This is a genomic window from Mesorhizobium sp. USDA 4132, assembly GCF_056279545.1.
Map to the genome: position 1 here is coordinate 1588349 of NZ_JBWCCP010000001.1, position 19334 is coordinate 1607682.

The window sequence follows — 19334 nt, forward strand, 5'->3', positions numbered from 1 at the left end:
GGGGAGCGGGAGTTTGGCGGACGGCAATGCGATATTGGGCATGCGTATGATGCCCCGGCCGGGCCGCGGCAATTCCCGCTTCGTCGCCAAAGCCCGCTGGGGCGCCGCCTTTCTGATCCTGCTTTGCACGATGCTCCAGTTCGCCATATCGCCTGATATGACCAACGCGTTCTGCGCGGGGACGGTCGGTTTGATCGGCACCTGGGCATTCACCTACTGCACCAACCCAAGACGGATCGAACGGTTTACGATCTCGACGCTGATGGTGCTCGGCTTTCAGGTCCATTCGAGCCTGGCCGCCCTGATCGTCCAGACATTTGCCTGGAAACCGATCACCTTCAACCTCGAGGCGCCGGTAGCCACGTTTTCCGTTTTGGCACTTCTGCAGCTATGGGCGATGGCGCTGCACTGGTTTTATGCGCAGTCGCGGGTGATGCGGATCGCGACGACGGCGATCCGCCAAAGGATGTTTGCGCCGCTAGGCTTCTATCTTTCGCCGACAAACCGGCAATTGTGGTGGATGGGACTGCTTGGGTCGTTCGCCTCCTGGTACACGAATGCCGACCGCTGGGGCGAGGACAATTTCGGCGATATCGCCTTCAAACTGCTCGCCGGCCTGTCGCAATTTTCCGTCGCGCCCTTCCTGATTCCGATCGCCAGCTACCTCATCGATCCGCCGGACCAAAAGCGCTCGGTCAACTGGCTCGCGCTGACCGCCTACTGCGCCCTGACGCTCTATATCGCGCTGGCGCGCAACAGCCGCGGCGTGTTCGCGGTCAACGTCCTGACCGTGCTGATCTGCCTCGCCATCACGGTGATGATAGGACGTTTCATCCTGACGAGGCGGCGGGTGATCTGGCTCGCGGTCGCCATCCTGCTCAGCCCCGTTCCGGCCGGCATCCTCTCGGATCTGGCAACCGCCATGGTCATTGCCCGCGACGACCGCTCCGACATCTCGTCGCAGGACCTCGTCTTCTCGACCATCGGCACGTATTTCGATCGGGAAGCACTACAGTCCCGGCAGGAGACGGACCAGATCCTGGCCGAAGGCAGCTATAACGAGATCTATGTCGACAACCCGCTTCTGGCCCGCTTCGTCTCCACCAAATACATCGACCACAACGTCGCTCTTGGCATTTCGCTGTCGCAGACCGGTGAGGGGCTGGCGCGTGAAAGCGCTCTCAATCAGCTGCTATTGCTGCTTCCGACGCCGGTCTTGAATTTTTTCGCACCCGAACTCGATAAATCCGGCAACGCCTTTTCGTCCGGCGATTATTACAACTTTCTGGTGACCGGCGATGAGCTGGGGGGATACCGCACCGGCTCGTCGATCGCCGACGGCTTCGTCGTGCTCGGCGCGTTTTACGTGGTGGTGTTCGCCATCTTCGCGTTGGCGAATTTCATTGTCGGCGACGCGCTGACGATCCGGATGCGGGACGGACATGTGCTGCTTTCGGCTCTGGCCGGCATCTGCATCGTCCGCTTCTTCATGAACGGCCTCATGGACGAATCCGTCGCGGTCCAGGCCGGCAACCTTGTCCGGGCGGTGCCGCAGACGGTGCTGCTCTACGCGCTGATGTTCTGGCTGACGAGGGGCGTGAAGCTGAGATGAGGCTCCTCTTTATCGGCGCAGAATCAGGCACCAGCCTGCAGCGGGCAGCGGCATTCGGGCGTATCGGCTTCGATGTTCTGCACCTGTCGCCCTATGCCCTTCTGCCTTCCCATTGGGCGCCGTGGCTGAACAGGGCAGGCGGCCCCGGCATCGATCGCCTCGTGGCAAAGGGGCTCGGCAGGCGGATCGGCGGGCAGCGTTTCGATTTTGCCCTGGTGGATTGCGGCGACGTGGTCGGGCGAGCCGCCATGAACGTCATCCGCACGGCGGCGCCGATCGTCGTCAACTACAACGCCGACAATCCCTATCTGAACCCGTCTTCGGAACGCCTTCGCTGGAGCATTTTTCACCGCACCCTCCCGCACTACGATCTGGTCGTCGCGGTGCGCCGTAACGGCATCGAGGAGATGATGGCGAGGAGAGGTGCAAGACGGATCGAGACGATCTGGCAGTGTGCGGACGAGGTCGTGCATCGCCTTTTGTCGCCGACGCTGGAGGAAAAAAGCCGATGGTCGTCCGAGGTCGCTTTCGTCGGCACATGGATGCCCGGCCGCGGCGCCTTCATGGCGCGGCTGGTCGAAAGGGGCGTGCCGCTCGCGATCCACGGGTCCCGATGGAAAAGAGCGCCGGAATACCGGCTGCTCCGCCCGTTTATCCGCTCCGATCACCTTGAAGGTTCCGACTACACACGAGCGATCGCCGAAGCGAAAATTGCTCTGGTTCTGCTGAACGGCCAGAATGCCGACCTGCATACGACGCGCTCCGCCGAAATTCCCGCCATCGGCACCGCCATGTGCGCGCCCCGCACTCCGCATCATCAACAGCTCTATAAGGGGGGCGAGGAAGCGGTCTTTTTCGACGGAGCGGAGGACTGCGCGGAGGCTTGCAGACGTCTGCTGGCGGATGACGGTAGGCGCCAAACGATCGCCGATGCCGGGCACCGGCGCACGTTCGCGAACGGGACCTATAACGAGGTCCTGGCCCGCCGGATTGTCGATCGGGTCGCGGACATAAAACATGGCGGCGTGCGATGAGGAGGGCGGAGGCGCAGAATGACGGCACTCTGTTTCTGGCCCTGGACACCTACGGCCGGATGGGCGGTATCCAGCGCTTCAACCAACGGGTCATCGCTGCCCTGGCCGAGATCTCTGGTGACAACGGCTGGAAGCCGCCGGCCGTCCACGTCATGCGCGATAGCAAGGCCGACATCCCCGAAACCACATCGGCCGCAATCCGCGCCTTTGGTCCTCGGCGTCTGGATTTCGTCGTTCACTCGGCTGTCACCGCTCAAAGCTGCAAAATCCTGTTCCTCGGGCATATCAACCTTCTGCCCGTTGGGCTCATCTGCAAGCTGCTGTCTCCGAGAATCAAACTCGTGCTCTTCGTCCACGGCGACGAGGTTTGGAACGATCCGGCCTATCGCCGCATGCGGTTTTACGAACCGCTTATCGCAAGAGCCCTCAGCCGGATCGCCTCCGTCAGCACCTTCACTGCAAGCCGGATGCAGAAGGCGTTCAACCTTCCCGCCGAGACGTTTAGGCTGTTTCCGAACGCCGTCGACGACATCGACCGGCAGCCAAAAAAGAGCAGCCGGAACATCCTGACGGTCGCCCGGCTGGATCGGCATGACCGCGGCAAGAATATCGACGCATTGATCAAGGCGATGGTGCTGCTCAAGCGCCGCAACGTCGAATGCGTCCTCCAGGTCGTCGGCGAGGGGCCGCTCAAATCGGAACTGGCGTCGTTGGCCCGGGAGCTTGCGGTCGAGGACAGGGTCGAATTCCTTGGCCGTGTCTCGGATGCGAGGCTGGCCGGGATTTATGCGCAAGCCTGCCTGTTCGCGATGCCCTCGTCCAAGGAAGGGTTCGGGATCGTTTTCCTGGAGGCCTGGCTGCACGGCCTGCCGGTGATCTGCGGTACGCAGGATGCGGCCGTGGAGATCATCACCGATGGGGTCGATGGGTTTGCCGTGAATCCCTCGGATATCGAAACACTCGCCGAGAGAATGGCGATGCTTCTCGCCGATCCGGGCATGGCAGCGGCAATGGGAGAGGCGGGAGTCGAAAAGGTCCGCTCTTGCTATCTCATGAGACACTTCAAAGGAAATCTCGAAAAAATCATCGCGGAGCTGTCATGAGAATCCTCAACATCATCGCCAGCGCCGATCCCGAAACCGGAGGCCCGATCGAGGCGTTGCTGCTGACTGGACTGCAGATGGCGCGTCTGGGCCATGCGGTGGAAGTCGTCACGCTGGACAAACCATCGGCGCCCTACGTGAAAGAGTTTCCCTTACCCGTTCATGCCTGCGGGCGATGGACCCGGAGATATGGCTATACGCCGGAACTGGCACGCTGGATCGCCGCGAACGCCGATCGTTTCGATGCCGCGGTCATCCATGGCCTCTGGAACCATGCCTCTGTCGGCGGCTGGTCGGCCCTGCGGCGGGCAGGCCTGCCCTATGTCGTCTTCGCCCACGGCATGATGGATCCATGGTTCCGCGAAACCCATCCGCTCAAGCACATCGCCAAGCAGGCGTTCTGGTCTGCCTGGCAGGGCAGGGTTCTCCGCGATGCAGCGGCGGTCCTCTTCACCTGCGAAGAAGAGCGCCGCCGGGCACGCGGCGTCTTCCGGGGCTATGGTTACGCGGAGCGTATCGTCGCCTTCGGCACCGCCGACCCGCCGACAGGGGCGGAGAGCCAGCTTGCCGCATTCCGCCGGCTTTTGCCGGAATTGAAGGATAGGCGCTTCCTGCTGTTCCTCAGCCGTTTCCACGCAAAGAAGGGCTGTGACCTGCTCGTCGAAGCCTTTTCGAAGATCGCCGCGTCCGATCCCGATCTCCACCTGGTGATGGCGGGGCCGGATCAGTCCGGGCTGAAATCGAAACTGATTGCCCAAGCCGCCAAGGCAGGCATCGTCGATCGCGTCCATTGGCCGGGCATGCTGGCCGGCGATGCCAAATGGGGCGCCTTCCGCGCTGCCGAGGCCTTTGTCCTGCCGTCGCACCAGGAGAATTTCGGCATCGTCGTCGCGGAAGCCATGGCCTGCGCAACACCGGTCCTGCTGACCGACAAGGTCAATATCTGGCGTGAAGTGCAAATGAGCGGCGGCGGCCTTATCGGGACCGACACATCGGAGGGCATCGAAAGCCTGCTCCGATCCTGGCTCTCGCTCTCCGACGACGGCAAAAGCGCCATGCGCGCCCATGCCCGCGCGGGCTTCGAACGGCATTTCCGCATCGAGGCGGCGGCCCGCGATCTCATTACCGTTCTGCACTCCATCTCTCCACGAGGCCTTCATGAAGCCGCTTGACGCCAAGACCTCAAATCCCCGGCTGGGTGCCCCGAGTTTCCCGCTGGGGCATCGGCTGTTCCGGCTTGCGTGGACCCTCGTCTGGAGCCTTTTCGGTCGCTGGACTCCGGTGCCGCTGTTTGCATGGCGACGGTTCCTGCTGCTGCGCTTCGGCGCCCGGATTGACCGGACGGCGCGGATCTATCCCGGCGTCGAGGTCTGGTATCCGCCGAACCTCGCCATGGCCGCGTATTCCTGCCTCGGAAGGGGCGTCAACTGTTACTGCATGGATCGTATCGAGCTCGGCGCCCACGCAATCGTCTCCCAGGGCGCCCATCTCTGCACCGGCACGCATGATGTCGACGATGCCGATTTCCAGCTGGTTAGGAGACCCATCGTCGTCGGTGCGGATGCCTGGATCGCGGCGGAAGCGTTTGTCGGGCCGGGTGTCACTGTCGGGGAGGGCGCGGTGCTCGGCGCCCGCGCTGTCGCCTTCCGCAGCCTCGATCCCTGGACGATCTATGCCGGCAATCCGGCCAGGAGACTACGGCGGCGCTTCGAGCAGGACAGGCCCGGCATCTTTCCTGTTCGGTCGAACTTCTGATCGGGACACGTCGTCGAATGGCCAGCCTCGCCGTCCTCATCCTCACCTATAACGAAGAGCGCCACATCGCCCGCGCCTTGAAAAGCGTCGCGCCCTTCGCGTCCGAGGTCTTCGTCATCGATTGTTTCTCGACCGACGGCACGGTCGAGATTGCCCGGTCGCTCGGCGCAACCGTCCTCAGTAACCCCTGGATCAATTATTCCAGGCAGTTCCAGTGGGGGCTCGACAATGCGCCGATCACGGCCGACTGGATCATGCGGCTCGACGCGGATGAGGTGATCGAACCTGAACTGGCGGTAGAGATCGCTGAGAAGCTTCCCACTCTCGCTGCCAATGTCGCAGGCGTGAATCTCAAGAGAAGACACATCTTCCTCGGACGCTGGATCCGCCATGGCGGACGGTATCCGCTCATCCTCACCCGCATCTGGCGGCGGGGGCAGGGACATGTCGAAGACCGCTGGATGGACGAGCACATCGTCGTGAAGGGCGGCAGCATAGCCCTTTTCGACGCGCCGTTCTCTGATCACAATCTCAACGATCTCAGCTTCTTCACGGGCAAACATAACCGATATGCAACCCTTGAAGCCGCCGACGTACTTGGCCGGCGATATGGCCTGTTTTACGAACGACCGGCCCTTTCGCAGGCGGCCTCGTCACGTCAGGCTTCCATAAAACGGCTTATCAAGGAGCGCATCTATAATCGGCTTCCGTTCCCTGTCGCTGCGCTTGGCTATTTCCTGTTCCGCTATATCGGCCAGTTCGGCTTCCTCGATGGCCGCGAAGGGCTGATCTACCATGTCCTGCAAGGCTGCTGGTACCGTTTCCTCGTCGGCGCCAAGGTCATGGAATTCGACCGATCGCTCCGTTCGCTGACAACGCTTGAGGAAAAGCGCGCGGCGCTGGCGCGATTGACGGGGCTGCCGCTCTGAAGCGACAGCCTGTAAAGCGCAGCGGTTCAGGCAACGCCGACACTCGGGAAGGTGGCCCAGAAGAGCGTCGAGCCGGCTCCTTCGGCGGCGACCACCAGCAGGCTTTCGCCGGCATTCAACGTATAGCCGGTCTTGCCCGAGATCTTGTTGAAGAGCTGCGTGCCGTTGGTATTGACCGTCAGATCCGCCGATCCGGCATTGACGATATGAAACGGCAGCCCCACCAGCGAGGTCGCATCCGACGAATTGGTGATCGCGGGCAGCGTGCAGACGAGGGCCGACGCGGCGTCGAAGGTGACGAGCCCGGCATCCAGTGGATGGAGCACGGTGTTCGCGGTCTTGAGCGTCGACTTAATTCCCATCCCGAATCGGGGATAGATGAAGCTGTTACCACCCCGGACTTCCAGATCGCCCTGGTTCTCCCAGGCATCGCCACGAATGTTGAAGACCGCCAATCCGCCGCGGGTTTGGTCTGTCCATAGGCCCGACAACATTGCTTGACGACCAACTCCACGCGCGCCGTGAAACTGGCTGGTGGCCGAGACCGTGTCGAAATCCGTCACCGCGGTGTTGCTGCTATAGAAGCGGCTGAAGCCCGCGCGCCGCCCGACAATATCGGCATTTCTGTCACCAGCGACCTCGGAGATGTTGAGGTCGCAGCCCTGTGCGTTCTCTACATAAATCCCCGCGCCGGAGGCGCCTTCCGCATCCACGCCGAAGAAACGTGAGTTGGAGACGAACGCCCCTTCGTTGCGGGCGCTCAATTCGAAACAGGGCATGCCCCAGGACGAGAGCATGAGCGAGCCGCTGCCGGACGCGATTATGGCCGGGGAGGTGAAGGCGTTGCCGATCTGGATCGTGTTGCCGCTCACCGATTTGACGACATGGACCCGCCCGGCGGTGATCCCGTAATTGCTGCTCGTGAACGCGACCGGCATGCGCGCCCGGAATTTGCCGCCGTCGGCAACGGCGATATTCGCCGAGCCGTTCGAGAAGGTCGCGCTGGCCACAAGTTCGGCCCGGTTGAAGGCGTTGTTCTGGATGCGGTCGACATACATTTCGTTCAGACGAGCGCCGTCTCCGCCGGCTTCGAATACGATACCCCGGCAGAGCCGATTGTCCCGTCCATCGGCCGGAATGATGTTGAAGAGCGAATCGAAGCGGCTGTTTCCAGGCATCAACGTCGAGCCCGACAGCAATGACGCATAATACTGGCCGTTTTCGCAGAGATGCGTCCAGACCCGGCAAACGTCCGTGTGCATGAAATTGGCAAGGAATATGCCCCAGTCGCTGCAGTCGCGAATGAAGAGATCGTGGATGGCGGAAAACTGCAGGCCGATATTGTTCACCGCGCCGATGCTGATGGCGCGCGTGAAGCCGGTAAAGCCGATATGCTCGCATCGCCAGCCGGTAATGCAGTCGGCAGTGATCGTCGCAGACGGCGAGCCAAGGTCTGCGTCATTGGCGGCAAAAGCCGGAAACGACCCGTCGCCGGCAAGCACCGTGCCGCCCGCGAAATCCCATCCGCTGTCCGGGAGTGTGTCGTTGAGATAGTTCAGCACCGGCTGCACGCCCTGGTAACCGACGCCGGAAGCGACCGGTAGCGGCTCCGTGAGCGTGATCACCGCATCCGGCAGCAGGATGGTGCCGCCGCCGGCCGCCGCGACCGCTGCCGCATGTACGGCCCGGATTGCCGCTTCGGTGGCATCGGAGGGAATGTAGAGTTTCGGAATTTGGCGCGATGGCATCGTGTCAGTCCTCCAGGCCGATGAATCGGCGGATCGTGAGTTGGCTGATGGTGAGCTGATTGTTTTCTGTGTCGGCAAGCGCGTTGCCTTCGGCATCCATCAGGATGAACCCGCCCTCCTCGGGCGGCTCACCGACGCCGGGAAACGTGCCGGGACCAGTCAGGGAAAGTCCAAGATCCAGCATCATCCCCTCCCGCCGCGAACGTTCGCCGTCCGGCACCGAGCGCATCCGCCGGCGCCTCCCATGTCGATGCCGTGTCTGAGATGATGTTTTCCCATTCCTGTCTCCTCGTGCTCCAGGCTGCGCCCGAGCGTCTATCCGCAGACGGGCAGTTCGGAACCGATTTTAGGAACGGGTTGAGGAGCGGGGACGAAGTGGCGGAAAAGATTCGCTGAATGATTGCTGGCACCCGGAAGCGTTCGACGGTGAAATGCCTGATATGCCTCGCGGATCGGAGACTATAGGGGCGGCCGGAATGGAGCGAGCTGTCGCGCTCACGGCGGATGTTCTTCCCCGCGTCAGGGGCCGGTGTCAATCGTAGATGAAGACAGACCTCTCTAGCAGGCTGAGAACTAAAAGTGGCACTCTAGTCAGCGCAGAGTCGACCAGTTCGTCAACTAAGGCGGTTGCAATCGAATTGATCTGGAGTTCTTTGATCCAATAGGTAGGGTGATATCGCGTAATCATTCCTGCTATGTATAGTCCAATATGGTAATATCCAAATTCGTTTAAGAAATCTCCATCTCCTATAAAATAACAAAGGTTTCTGTCACCGCTAAATGTTTCTGGAGAAGAGCCGTGTTTCTCCGAGGGTCGAATGGTATCTATATTTAATATAATGCCGTTCGGTGGAGATATGATATTGAAGTCTTCAAAATACTGAGCTGGAAATAAAAATTTCTCCATAACTCCGAGCCTAATTTCTTCGTCCGAAGGATGTAGTGTATAGGTTCGAGTTCCCCGCGTCCGATTCTCGTTGGTATCGAACGAGTTTTGAAGCTGAATACGGCCTCGGACCAAATTCGGTTTTATCCCATAGGCCGATAAACTTTGCTGAAGCGCTGGGATGTGCCTAAGGCATTCGAGTAGGGTTAAGTGATTACTGGGGAAAGTAATTTCAGAAAGGCGGGTTACAGATGATACAGCGCGCAACGCTGAACTGTTGCTTTCATATCCATGTTGGTCGATGCTTTCTGCGTATTGCGGGATATGAGTTGCATATTTGTGCCACAGGCCGAAAAGGCCAGACAATGACCTATCCAAATATCGTTTAGGCTCCGCTCCAAAGTTGAGCACTTGATCGCCAAGTTTCAGCTCCAACCCATGGGCGTTGTAACGACCATTGCGACGCTCAAAGCAGTCGTCGCCAGTTCCTTCCCAGAGAATTTTGACGTTCGCAAGAGCCGTTAGTCCGTAATAGGTTTGCAATGCGCGGGTAGTCGGGCCGCTGGCTTCAGCCGATTTAAAAAATTCCTTCGCCTGCGTCAAAGAGAACGAGAGCTGGTGAATTTGTTTCTTAACGTTACTTCTCTGCCCTGGCGGAATGTCAGGGCGCTGGCGCATCAACCTTTCAGCAGATCGGTCAATATCCTGAAATTGGGTAAGTCGTCGCCAAACTATTTCGCGCGACCGACTTTCGTTGATGGTTGTTACCGAGTGGTAGTGAAAAGGAGCGGGCACGGTGGATCCGAAGTCGAGTGATGAAGATCCAACCTAATTGCTACTCACGAATAAGCGCAATCGTTTAATAGGTGCTTTCCCGAGCCCTTCGATACTAGGCTCTCCGCTGGAAGTTCGGTCTCCAAACCGCACGAGACTGGAGCTTGTGAGGCGGGATGTCGCTTCAAGCCGGTCATGAAGATAAAGAGGCATTGGCAATAATAGCGGAGAACGGCGAGCACATGCGAGACCCATTCGTGACGTCGATATGGGCAAAAAGCCTTATAGCGCAATGGGTTCGAACGATACTGAGGAAATAGAATGGTGGGCGATGACGGACTCGAACCGCCGACATCCTCGGTGTAAACGAGGCGCTCTACCAACTGAGCTAATCGCCCGTTCGCGATTGCGGAGCAACAAGGCCCGCCGCGTCGGTGGCCGTGATCTATGCGGATCGCGGAAAAATCGCAAGGGCTTTCATGATGTTTTTTTGAAAATTTTGGGGAAGAGCCGACTGGACAGGGGCGCATATGGGGCAGGAGAGGGCAAAGCGACGGGACGTCATCCTTTTGTCTTGAAACGCGCTTGACACCCGATCGCGAACCTCTTAGTTAGCCGCTCAACCGAGCGATTGAGGTCGCCCGGCTCCGAGGTTTCGGCCTCAAGAGAAATGCGCGGGTGTAGCTCAGTTGGTTAGAGTGCCGGCCTGTCACGCCGGAGGTCGCGGGTTCGAGCCCCGTCACTCGCGCCATTCTCTTATTCGAACTTTCCGCCGATTGCGCGTCTTGCGCATAAGGCGGCTGCCGCTGGTCGGCATTATGCGCGGGTGTAGCTCAGTCGGTTAGAGTGCCGGCCTGTCACGCCGGAGGTCGCGGGTTCGAGCCCCGTCACTCGCGCCATTCGCCACCCAGAAGAACATGCTTCCCGATACGATCCGGCCGCCACCGGTTCCTCATGGTCACGGTCTGAGGTTGTCGCTATGATACAGCCGCTGATAATCGTTTGAACTGCTCCATTTTGGCGCAGGATGCGACATTCAAAAAGCTTGCGCCGGGGCTTCGGCTGCGCTAACCACGGCTTGTTGCAATGCACGTTCGCTTTGCCTGTGCATTGATATTCAGGCGTCGTCTCCCGACGCTTCAGGCAAGCTGGGATCGAATACAATGAGTGAACTCCTCACTTCCTATATCCCGATCGCGATTTTCATCGGCATTTCCCTGGTGATCGGCATCGCGCTTCTGGTTGCGCCGTTCGCCGTCGCCTACAAGGCGCCCGATTCGGAAAAGCTTTCGGCTTACGAATGCGGCTTCAATGCCTTCGACGATGCGCGCATGAAGTTCGACATTCGTTTCTACCTGGTCTCGATCCTCTTCATCATCTTCGATCTCGAAGTGGCCTTCCTGTTTCCCTGGGCCGTGTCTTTCGGCGCGGTCGGCTGGTTCGGCTTCTGGTCGATGATGGTATTCCTCGCCGTTCTGACGATCGGCTTTATATATGAATGGAAGAAAGGAGCGCTGGAATGGGAGTAGTCGACAACGGCAGCACTCTCGTCGCGCCGCAGCCCAAGGGCATTATCGATCCGAATACGGGCAAGCCCATCGGCAGCGACGACGCGTTCTTCGGCGAGATCAACAATGAACTCGCCGACAAGGGTTTTCTCGTCACCTCCACGGATGAGCTGATCACCTGGGCCCGCACGGGCTCGCTGATGTGGATGACCTTCGGCCTCGCCTGCTGCGCGGTCGAGATGATGCAGCTTTCGATGCCGCGTTATGACGTCGAGCGCTTCGGTTTTGCGCCGCGTGCCTCGCCGCGCCAGTCGGACGTGATGATCGTCGCCGGCACGCTGACCAACAAGATGGCGCCCGCGCTCCGCAAGGTCTACGACCAGATGCCAGAGCCGCGTTACGTCATTTCGATGGGCTCCTGCGCCAATGGCGGCGGCTATTACCACTATTCCTACGCGGTGGTGCGTGGCTGCGATCGCGTCGTGCCGATCGACATCTATGTTCCGGGCTGTCCCCCCACGGCGGAGGCACTGCTCTACGGCGTGCTTCTGCTGCAGAAGAAGATCCGGCGGACCGGCACGATCGAGCGCTGAGGGCCAGAGGCTAAGGGTAATTGGACAAGATCATGAGTGAAGCCCTGAACGAGCTTTCGACCTATATTCGCGAAGCGCGTGCGTCCCTCGTGGCGGACGCGCAGATCGCCTATGGCGAACTGACGCTGACGGCGACCGCGGAAAACCTGCTGCCGCTGCTGACCTTCCTGCGCGACGACGTGCAATGCGGGTTCATCAGCTTCATCGACATCTGCGGAGTGGACTATCCGGCACGCGAAAAGCGTTTCGACGTCGTCTACCACCTTCTGTCGCCGCGCCAGAACCAGCGTATCCGCGTCAAGGTCGCGACCGCCGAGGACGAGCCGGTTCCGTCTGCCTGCCCGGTCTATCCGGGCGCCGACTGGTTCGAGCGCGAAGCCTGGGACATGTACGGCATCCTGTTCACCGGCCATCCGGACCTGCGCCGCATCCTGACGGACTACGGTTTCGAAGGCCACCCGCTGCGCAAGGATTTCCCGACCACCGGTTTCGTCGAGGTCCGTTATGACGACAACGCCAAGCGCGTCGTCTACGAACCCGTCGAACTGCGCCAGGAGTTCCGCAATTTCGATTTCTTGAGCCCCTGGGAAGGCACCGACTACGTGCTCCCCGGCGACGAAAAGGCGAAAGCTTAGGGATCGGCGCAGCCGCGCCGCCCGTCCGCACTTCTTTCCCGCTCGGTGCGATTGTTCGCCCGGCATGGAGCAAGCAGAATGACCGAACACAACGTCCGCAATTTCAATATCAATTTCGGACCGCAGCATCCGGCGGCGCATGGCGTGTTGCGCCTTGTGCTGGAGCTCGACGGCGAAATCGTGGAGCGCGTCGATCCGCATATCGGCCTGCTTCACCGCGGCACCGAAAAGCTGATCGAGACCAAGACCTATCTGCAGGCGATCCCTTATTTCGACCGCCTCGACTACGTCGCGCCGATGAACCAGGAACATGCTTTCGCGCTCGCCGTCGAAAAGCTCCTGGATATCCAGATCCCGATCCGCGGCCAGCTGATCCGCGTTCTCTATTCGGAAATCGGCCGCATCCTTTCGCATCTTCTCAACGTCACCACGCAGGCGATGGACGTCGGCGCGCTGACGCCGCCGCTCTGGGGTTTCGAAGAGCGCGAGAAGCTGATGGTGTTCTATGAGCGCGCCTCGGGCTCGCGCATGCATGCGGCCTATTTCCGTCCGGGCGGCGTCCATCAGGACCTGCCGCCGGAACTGGTCGAGGATATCGGCAAGTGGTGCGATGAATTCCCGGCAAAGCTGGACGACATCGACGAATTGCTCACCGGCAACCGCATCTTCAAGCAGCGCAATGTCGATATCGGCGTCGTCAAGCTCGAAGACGCCTGGGCCTGGGGCTTTTCCGGCGTCATGGTCCGCGGTTCGGGAGCTGCCTGGGACTTGCGCCGCTCGCAGCCTTACGAGTGCTATTCCGACCTCGAATTCGACATCCCGATCGGCAAGAACGGCGACTGCTACGATCGTTACCTGATCCGCATGATCGAGATGCGCGAGTCGGTGAAGATCATGAAGCAGTGCGTCAACCGTCTGCTCGGCGACGCCAGGACTGGCCCGTTCTCGTCTGCGGACGGCAAGGTGGTGCCGCCGAAGCGCGGCGAGATGAAGCGGTCAATGGAAGCGCTGATCCATCACTTCAAGCTCTATACCGAAGGTTATCACGTGCCGGCCGGCGAGGTTTATGCGGCGGTCGAGGCCCCGAAGGGCGAGTTCGGCGTCTTCCTGGTCGCCGACGGCACCAACAAGCCCTATCGCTGCAAGATCCGCGCGCCGGGTTATGCCCATCTCCAGGCGATGGATTTCATCTGTCGGGGTCACCAGCTGGCCGACGTCTCGGCGGTGCTCGGCTCGATCGACATCGTCTTCGGCGAGGTGGACCGCTGATGCTGCGCGCCGTCGTTTTCGCTGCCGTTATCTCTGCCGCCCCGGTTGCGTTCGCGCAGCAGGCGCAGACGGATGGCGCGATTTCGACGCAAGCCGGCGGATCGAAATCGATGCGCGATCTCCTGTCCGAAGGATATGAGATCAAGACCTCCGTTCCCAGTGGAACAAAGTTCATAGTGTTCATGCAGAAAGACAAGTCTGCCTATGCCTGCGAATTCGTGTCGCTCACGAAATCGCGGTGTGGATCCATAAACTGATAAGGCGTGGAAAAGAATGTCCGTTCGTCGATTAGCCGAAGACCAGGTGCAGCCGGCAATATTCGCCTTCAATGACGAAAATGCCGTCTGGGCCGAGGCAACGATCAGGAAATATCCGGCAGGCCGGCAGCAATCGGCTGTCATCCCGCTCCTGATGCGTGCGCAGGAACAGGATGGCTGGGTGACCCGCGCGGCGATCGAGTTCGTCGCCAACAAGCTCGATATGCCCTATATCCGGGTCCTCGAAGTCGCGACTTTCTACACCCAGTTCCAGCTGAAGCCGGTCGGCACCCGCGCCCATATCCAGGTCTGCGGCACCACGCCCTGCATGCTGCGCGGCGCGGAAGACCTGATGAAAGTCTGTCAGCACAAGATCCATCACGATCCGTTCGCGCTGAATGCAGAGGGCACTTTGTCGTGGGAAGAGGTCGAGTGCCAAGGCGCATGCGTCAACGCGCCGATGGTCATCATCTTCAAGGATGCCTATGAGGACCTGACGCCGCAGCGTCTCGAGGAGATCATCGACGCTTTCGAGGCAGGCAAGGGCCATGAGATCAAGCCCGGCCCCCAGATCGACCGCATCTTCTCGGCGCCCGAGGGCGGCCCGCAGACGTTGAACGACGAGATCAAGCCGGTCCGCACCAACCTCGACCCGCATCCGAGCGCCGAAGAGGCCGCGGCGGCTGCAAGCGTTCCTCCGGCCGACGCAGGTCGTCCCAAGGACACGGCGGCGGAGACGGACCCGAAGTTGAAGACCCCTGCCACCGCCCCGGCGGCTGCCGCAGCGAATGCCAAGGCCGCGGAGAAGCAGCCGCCTTCGGCGACTGCGAAGAGCAAACCGGCTGCGAAGACGCCCGGCAGTGCCGCGGAAGGCGCGCCGCCGGAACCGGGTGCAGTCTCCGGCGACTTGAAGCCGAAGCGCACACGGCGCAAAACCACGACTGAAGGTGAGTCGTGACATTTGAGAATTTGTGTGCGGCCTTTGAAAAAGGCTGCAATATATCGACTGACAACCGGCTTAATCGCGACGGACTTGTGGAATAGATCATGTTGAAAGATCAGGATCGCATCTTTACCAATATCTACGGCCTCAAGGACAAGTCCCTGAAGGGCGCGATGAGCCGCGGCCATTGGGATGGCACCAAGGAGATCATCGAGAAGGGCCGGGACTGGATCATCAACGAGATGAAGGCTTCGGGCCTTCGCGGCCGCGGCGGCGCAGGCTTCCCGACCGGTCTCAAATGGTCCTTCATGCCGAAGGAATCGGATGGCCGTCCGCATTACCTGGTGGTCAATGCCGACGAATCCGAGCCCGGCACCTGCAAGGACCGCGAGATCATGCGCCACGATCCGCATACGCTGATCGAAGGCTGCGTCATCGCCGGTTTCGCCATGGGCGCCAACACGGCCTACATCTATGTGCGCGGCGAATACATGCGCGAGCGCGAAGCGCTGCAGGCGGCGATCGACGAGTGCTATGATTTCGGCCTGCTCGGTGGCAACAACAAGCTTGGCTGGGATTTCGACATCTACGTCCACCACGGCGCCGGCGCCTATATCTGCGGCGAAGAAACAGCGCTGCTCGAAAGCCTGGAAGGCAAGAAGGGCCAGCCGCGCCTTAAACCCCCGTTCCCGGCCAACATGGGCCTCTACGGCTGCCCGACCACGGTCAACAACGTCGAATCGATCGCTGTTGCTCCGACCATCCTGCGCCGCGGCGCCGGCTGGTTCTCGTCCATGGGCCGTCCGAACAATGTCGGCACCAAGCTGTTCATGCTCTCCGGCCACGTCAACAAGCCGTGCACCGTCGAAGAAGTAATGGGCATCACCTTCCGCGAGCTGGTCGACAAGCATGCCGGCGGCATTCGCGGCGGCTGGGACAATCTGCTGGCGGTCATCCCCGGCGGTGCATCTTGCCCGATCGTGCCGGCCAAGGACATCATGGATTGCCAGATGGATTTCGACGGCCTGCGCGCCGTCGGCTCCTCCTTCGGCACCGCCGGCGCCATCGTCATGGACAAGTCGACGGACGTCATCAAGGCGATCGCCCGCATCTCGGCCTTCTTCAAGCACGAGAGCTGCGGCCAGTGCACGCCGTGCCGCGAAGGCACCGGCTGGATGTGGCGGGTGCTGGAGCGCATGGTCAAGGGCAATGCCCAGAAGCGCGAAATCGACATGCTGTTCCAGGTGACCAAGCAGATCGAAGGTCACACCATCTGCGCGCTCGGCGATGCGGCGGCTTGGCCTGTTCAAGGCCTGATCCGGCATTTCCGTCCGGAGATCGAAGCACGTATCGACCAGTATACCCGAAACGCGACGGCGCATGGCGCCGTCCTGGAAGCTGCGGAGTAGTCACGTGACGAAGTCGGGCAAAGAGCATGAACGGGAGACGACGGATCGTCCGGCGCTCGATCCAGCGCGCATGCCCGATTTTTCCGAGGCAATGAAGCTCAATCCGCTGATGGCGAACATGGCTGCCGCAACCGCGATCGGTTTCGGTATTGCCACGCAGATGGCCGGGGTGTTCTTCGGCGCGTTGCAGGGCGCGATGGAAGCAGGTAGCCGCCAGAAGGCGACCGAGGAAAAACCGACCGCCGCGACACCCGCCAAAGCTCCGGCGCCTGTGGAAACACCATTGGTCGTGGAGCCGGTTGTTGCTGCCGTTGCCGCAAAGCCCGCGCCGCTCGCCGAAAAGCCGAAGGCGCCGCGCAAGGCAGCTGCTCCGGTTCTCAAGGCGGCACCCGTTGCCGAACCGGTCAAGAAGCCGGCCGCCAAGGCTGCGCCGGCAAAAGCTGCGCCCAAGGCTGCTCCGAAGGTTTCGGCCAGGCAGCCGGCACCGGTAAAGCCGGCGAAGGCGAAGACGGCCAAGGCACCTGCGGGCGGCGACTTGAAGCAGATTTCGGGCATCGGTCCGAAGCTGGCGGAAGTGTTGAACGGCCTGGGCGTAACGAGCCTTGCACAGGTTGCTGCCTGGAACGAGACCGATATCGCCCGCTTCGACAAGCAATTGGGTTTCGAGGGACGCATCAGCCGCGACGACTGGGTCGGCCAGGCGAAAGCTCTGTTGAAATAAAAGAACATGTCCCCGAGTCGCCTGACCCCCAGGAGACCCAAAGGATGGAACTAAGGACGTAAGTGAGACGATGGTTAAGCTGAAGGTTGACGGCAAAGAGGTCGAAGTTCCGGATCATTTCACGCTGCTTCAGGCATGCGAGGAAGCCGGCGCCGAGGTCCCGCGCTTTTGTTTCCACGAACGTCTTTCGGTCGCCGGCAATTGCCGCATGTGCTTGATCGAAGTGAAGGGCGGCCCGCCGAAGCCGGCAGCCTCCTGCGCCATGGGTGTGCGCGATGTCCGCGGCGGCCCGAACGGCGAGTTGCCGGAAATCTTCACCAATACGCCGATGGTCAAGAAGGCCCGCGAAGGCGTGATGGAATTCCTGCTGATCAACCATCCGCTGGATTGCCCGATCTGCGACCAGGGCGGTGAATGCGATCTGCAGGACCAGGCGATGGCCTTTGGCATCGACAGCTCCCGCTACACGGAAAACAAGCGCGCCGTCGAAGACAAGTATATCGGCCCGCTGGTCAAGACCGTGATGAACCGCTGCATCCACTGCACGCGCTGCGTCCGCTTCACCACCGAAGTCGGCGGCATTTCCGAGCTCGGCCTGATCGGCCGCGGCGAGGATGCCGAGATCACCACCTATCTCGAAAGCGCCATGACCTCGGAACTGCAGGGCAATGTCATCGACCTTTGCCCGGTCGGCGCGCTCACCTCGCGTCCCTTCGCCTTCACCGCCCGTCCGTGGGAGCTCAACAAGACCGAATCGATCGACGTGATGGATGCCGTCGGCTCGGCGATCCGCGTCGATACCCGTGGCCGCGAAGTGATGCGCATCATGCCGCGCGTCAACGAGCAGGTGAACGAGGAGTGGATCTCCGACAAGACCCGTTTCATCTGGGACGGCCTGAAGACCCAGCGCCTCGACCGGCCCTACGTCCGCAAGGACGGCCGCCTTCAGGCTGCATCCTGGGGCGAAGCCTTCGGCGCCATCAAGGCTGCGGTTTCCGCAACGTCCGTTGCAAAGATCGGCGCGATCGCCGGCGATCTGGCTTCGGTCGAAGAAATGTATGCCCTAAAGGAGCTGATCCGGTCGCTCGGATCGGAAAATCTCGACTGTCGCCAGGACGGGACGGCGCTTGATCCGTCGCTCGGCCGCGCAAGCTATATCTTCAACCCGACGATCGAAGGCATCGAACAGGCCGGCGCACTGCTCCTGATCGGCGCCAATCCGCGTCTCGAGGCAGCCGTCCTCAACGCTCGCATCCGCAAGCGCTTCCGCCGCGGCAACTTCCCGATCGGCGTGATCGGCGAAGTCAGCGAACTGCGTTACGTCTACGACTATCTCGGTGCAGGCGCCGAAACGCTCTCCGACCTCGCTTCCGGCGCAAACAGCTTCGCCGATAAGCTGCGGGCTGCAAAGAATCCGATGATCATCATAGGGCAGGGGGCTCTCTCCCGTCCGGATGGCGCGGCGATTCTGGCCGCGGCCGCCCAGCTTGCCGGCTCGGTCGGCGCGCTGACCGACGAGTGGAACGGCTTTGCCGTGCTTCACACCGCCGCTGCCCGCGTCGGCGGCCTCGACCTCGGCTTCGTTCCGGGTGCGAACGGCGCCAATGCCAGCGCCCAGCTGACCGGCATGGACGTTCTCTTCCTGCTCGGTGCCGACGAACTCGACTTCTCGAAGAAGGGCGCCAAGTTCACCGTCTATATCGGCAGCCACGGCGATGCCGGCGCGCACAATGCCGACGTCATCCTGCCGGGGGCGGCCTATACCGAAAAGTCCGGCACCTGGGTCAATACCGAAGGCCGCGTCCAGATGGGCAACCGCGCCGGCTTCGCGCCGGGCGAGGCTCGCGAAGACTGGGCGATCATCCGCGCGCTCTCCGATGTGCTCGGAAACAAACTGCCATTTGATTCGCTGAGCGCCCTACGTGCAAAACTCTATGCCGACTACCCGCATTTCGCCGCCGTCGACGAGATTGCAGCGGGCTCGGTGAACGAAATTGCCGCACTTGGCCAAAAAGCCGGTGGTATGACCAAGTCCGGGTTTGCGTCGCCGATCAAAGACTTCTATTTGACGAACCCGATCGCTCGCGCTTCGGCCGTCATGGCTGAATGCTCGGCATTGGCCCGCAACAATTTCCAGGCTGCGGCGGAGTAATTTTGA

18 protein-coding genes and 3 tRNA genes are annotated in these 19334 nt (G+C 61.0%); 17 read left to right on the plus strand and 4 right to left on the minus strand.

The window, feature by feature from the left end; genetic code table 11:
- Window positions 1-40 precede the first annotated feature (40 nt).
- From ACZ9IU_RS08305 to ACZ9IU_RS08330, 6 genes are read left to right on the plus strand one after another with little or no spacing between them, the layout of a single operon-like run.
- On the plus strand, window positions 41-1612 hold the full coding sequence (locus tag ACZ9IU_RS08305) for a hypothetical protein (protein WP_157885103.1): 1572 nt from the start codon (window positions 41-43) through the stop codon (window positions 1610-1612).
- Window positions 1609-2646, plus strand: coding sequence for a CgeB family protein (locus tag ACZ9IU_RS08310; RefSeq protein WP_051899684.1), 1038 nt, complete (start codon window positions 1609-1611; stop codon window positions 2644-2646). The genes ACZ9IU_RS08305 and ACZ9IU_RS08310 overlap by 4 nt, the downstream gene beginning before the upstream one ends.
- Window positions 2643-3749: a glycosyltransferase family 4 protein gene (locus ACZ9IU_RS08315; RefSeq protein ID WP_051899685.1), complete on the plus strand. Its 1107-nt coding sequence runs from the start codon at window positions 2643-2645 to the stop codon at window positions 3747-3749. The genes ACZ9IU_RS08310 and ACZ9IU_RS08315 overlap by 4 nt, the downstream gene beginning before the upstream one ends.
- Window positions 3746-4921, plus strand: a complete 1176-nt coding sequence (locus ACZ9IU_RS08320) for a glycosyltransferase (RefSeq protein ID WP_038541969.1) — start codon at window positions 3746-3748, stop codon at window positions 4919-4921. The genes ACZ9IU_RS08315 and ACZ9IU_RS08320 overlap by 4 nt, the downstream gene beginning before the upstream one ends.
- The gene (locus ACZ9IU_RS08325) at window positions 4908-5504 is read left to right on the plus strand and encodes an LbetaH domain-containing protein (protein WP_038541970.1); all 597 of its coding nucleotides are present in this window, start codon (window positions 4908-4910) and stop codon (window positions 5502-5504) included. The genes ACZ9IU_RS08320 and ACZ9IU_RS08325 overlap by 14 nt, the downstream gene beginning before the upstream one ends.
- Window positions 5505-5521: 17 nt before the next feature.
- The gene (locus ACZ9IU_RS08330) at window positions 5522-6433 is read left to right on the plus strand and encodes a glycosyltransferase family 2 protein (RefSeq protein WP_038541973.1); all 912 of its coding nucleotides are present in this window, start codon (window positions 5522-5524) and stop codon (window positions 6431-6433) included.
- Window positions 6434-6459: 26 nt separating this feature from the next.
- Here the strand turns inward: ACZ9IU_RS08330 and ACZ9IU_RS08335 are convergent, their stop codons facing one another.
- The 4 genes from ACZ9IU_RS08335 to ACZ9IU_RS08350 form a co-directional block, all read right to left on the minus strand.
- Window positions 6460-8181: a hypothetical protein gene (locus tag ACZ9IU_RS08335; protein WP_038541974.1), complete on the minus strand. Its 1722-nt coding sequence runs from the start codon at window positions 8179-8181 to the stop codon at window positions 6460-6462.
- 4 nt (window positions 8182-8185) lie between these two features.
- A complete protein-coding gene (locus ACZ9IU_RS08340; RefSeq protein WP_038541976.1) occupies window positions 8186-8410 on the minus strand; it encodes a hypothetical protein in 225 nt (74 codons plus the stop codon).
- A 303-nt stretch (window positions 8411-8713) separates the two neighbouring features.
- A complete protein-coding gene (locus ACZ9IU_RS08345) occupies window positions 8714-9745 on the minus strand; it encodes a YaaC family protein (RefSeq protein ID WP_157885104.1) in 1032 nt (343 codons plus the stop codon).
- Window positions 9746-10163: 418 nt separating this feature from the next.
- Window positions 10164-10239: transfer RNA gene (locus tag ACZ9IU_RS08350), tRNA-Val, on the minus strand.
- 276 nt (window positions 10240-10515) lie between these two features.
- On the opposite strand from ACZ9IU_RS08350, the gene ACZ9IU_RS08355 reads away from it, so the two are divergent.
- From ACZ9IU_RS08355 to nuoG, 11 genes are all read left to right on the plus strand, one after another.
- Window positions 10516-10592 (plus strand) — tRNA-Asp (locus ACZ9IU_RS08355).
- 71 nt (window positions 10593-10663) lie between these two features.
- Window positions 10664-10740: transfer RNA gene (locus ACZ9IU_RS08360), tRNA-Asp, on the plus strand.
- A 264-nt stretch (window positions 10741-11004) separates the two neighbouring features.
- Window positions 11005-11370, plus strand: a complete 366-nt coding sequence (locus ACZ9IU_RS08365; protein ID WP_007754643.1) for an NADH-quinone oxidoreductase subunit A — start codon at window positions 11005-11007, stop codon at window positions 11368-11370.
- A complete protein-coding gene (locus ACZ9IU_RS08370) occupies window positions 11361-11942 on the plus strand; it encodes a NuoB/complex I 20 kDa subunit family protein (RefSeq protein WP_038541979.1) in 582 nt (193 codons plus the stop codon). Before ACZ9IU_RS08365 ends, ACZ9IU_RS08370 begins: the two co-directional genes overlap by 10 nt.
- Window positions 11943-11974: 32 nt before the next feature.
- Window positions 11975-12577, plus strand: a complete 603-nt coding sequence (locus ACZ9IU_RS08375) for an NADH-quinone oxidoreductase subunit C (RefSeq protein ID WP_038549024.1) — start codon at window positions 11975-11977, stop codon at window positions 12575-12577.
- A 78-nt stretch (window positions 12578-12655) separates the two neighbouring features.
- Entirely contained in the window at window positions 12656-13846 is a 1191-nt protein-coding gene (locus ACZ9IU_RS08380) for an NADH-quinone oxidoreductase subunit D (protein ID WP_038541982.1), read from the plus strand.
- Window positions 13846-14103, plus strand: coding sequence for a hypothetical protein (locus ACZ9IU_RS08385; RefSeq protein ID WP_038541984.1), 258 nt, complete (start codon window positions 13846-13848; stop codon window positions 14101-14103). The genes ACZ9IU_RS08380 and ACZ9IU_RS08385 overlap by 1 nt, the downstream gene beginning before the upstream one ends.
- 16 nt (window positions 14104-14119) lie before the next feature.
- Window positions 14120-15061 carry an NADH-quinone oxidoreductase subunit NuoE gene (nuoE, locus tag ACZ9IU_RS08390; protein ID WP_244447489.1) on the plus strand — a complete coding sequence of 314 codons (942 nt, stop codon included), beginning with the start codon at window positions 14120-14122 and terminating at the stop codon, window positions 15059-15061.
- 89 nt (window positions 15062-15150) lie between these two features.
- Entirely contained in the window at window positions 15151-16455 is a 1305-nt protein-coding gene (gene nuoF, locus ACZ9IU_RS08395) for an NADH-quinone oxidoreductase subunit NuoF (RefSeq protein WP_038541986.1), read from the plus strand.
- 4 nt (window positions 16456-16459) lie between these two features.
- Window positions 16460-17176: a helix-hairpin-helix domain-containing protein gene (locus tag ACZ9IU_RS08400; protein ID WP_038541988.1), complete on the plus strand. Its 717-nt coding sequence runs from the start codon at window positions 16460-16462 to the stop codon at window positions 17174-17176.
- 70 nt (window positions 17177-17246) lie between these two features.
- Window positions 17247-19328 (plus strand): NADH-quinone oxidoreductase subunit NuoG, encoded by a 2082-nt coding sequence (gene nuoG / locus ACZ9IU_RS08405; RefSeq protein ID WP_038541990.1) that lies wholly within the window; start codon window positions 17247-17249, stop codon window positions 19326-19328.
- Window positions 19329-19334: the final 6 nt, after the last annotated feature.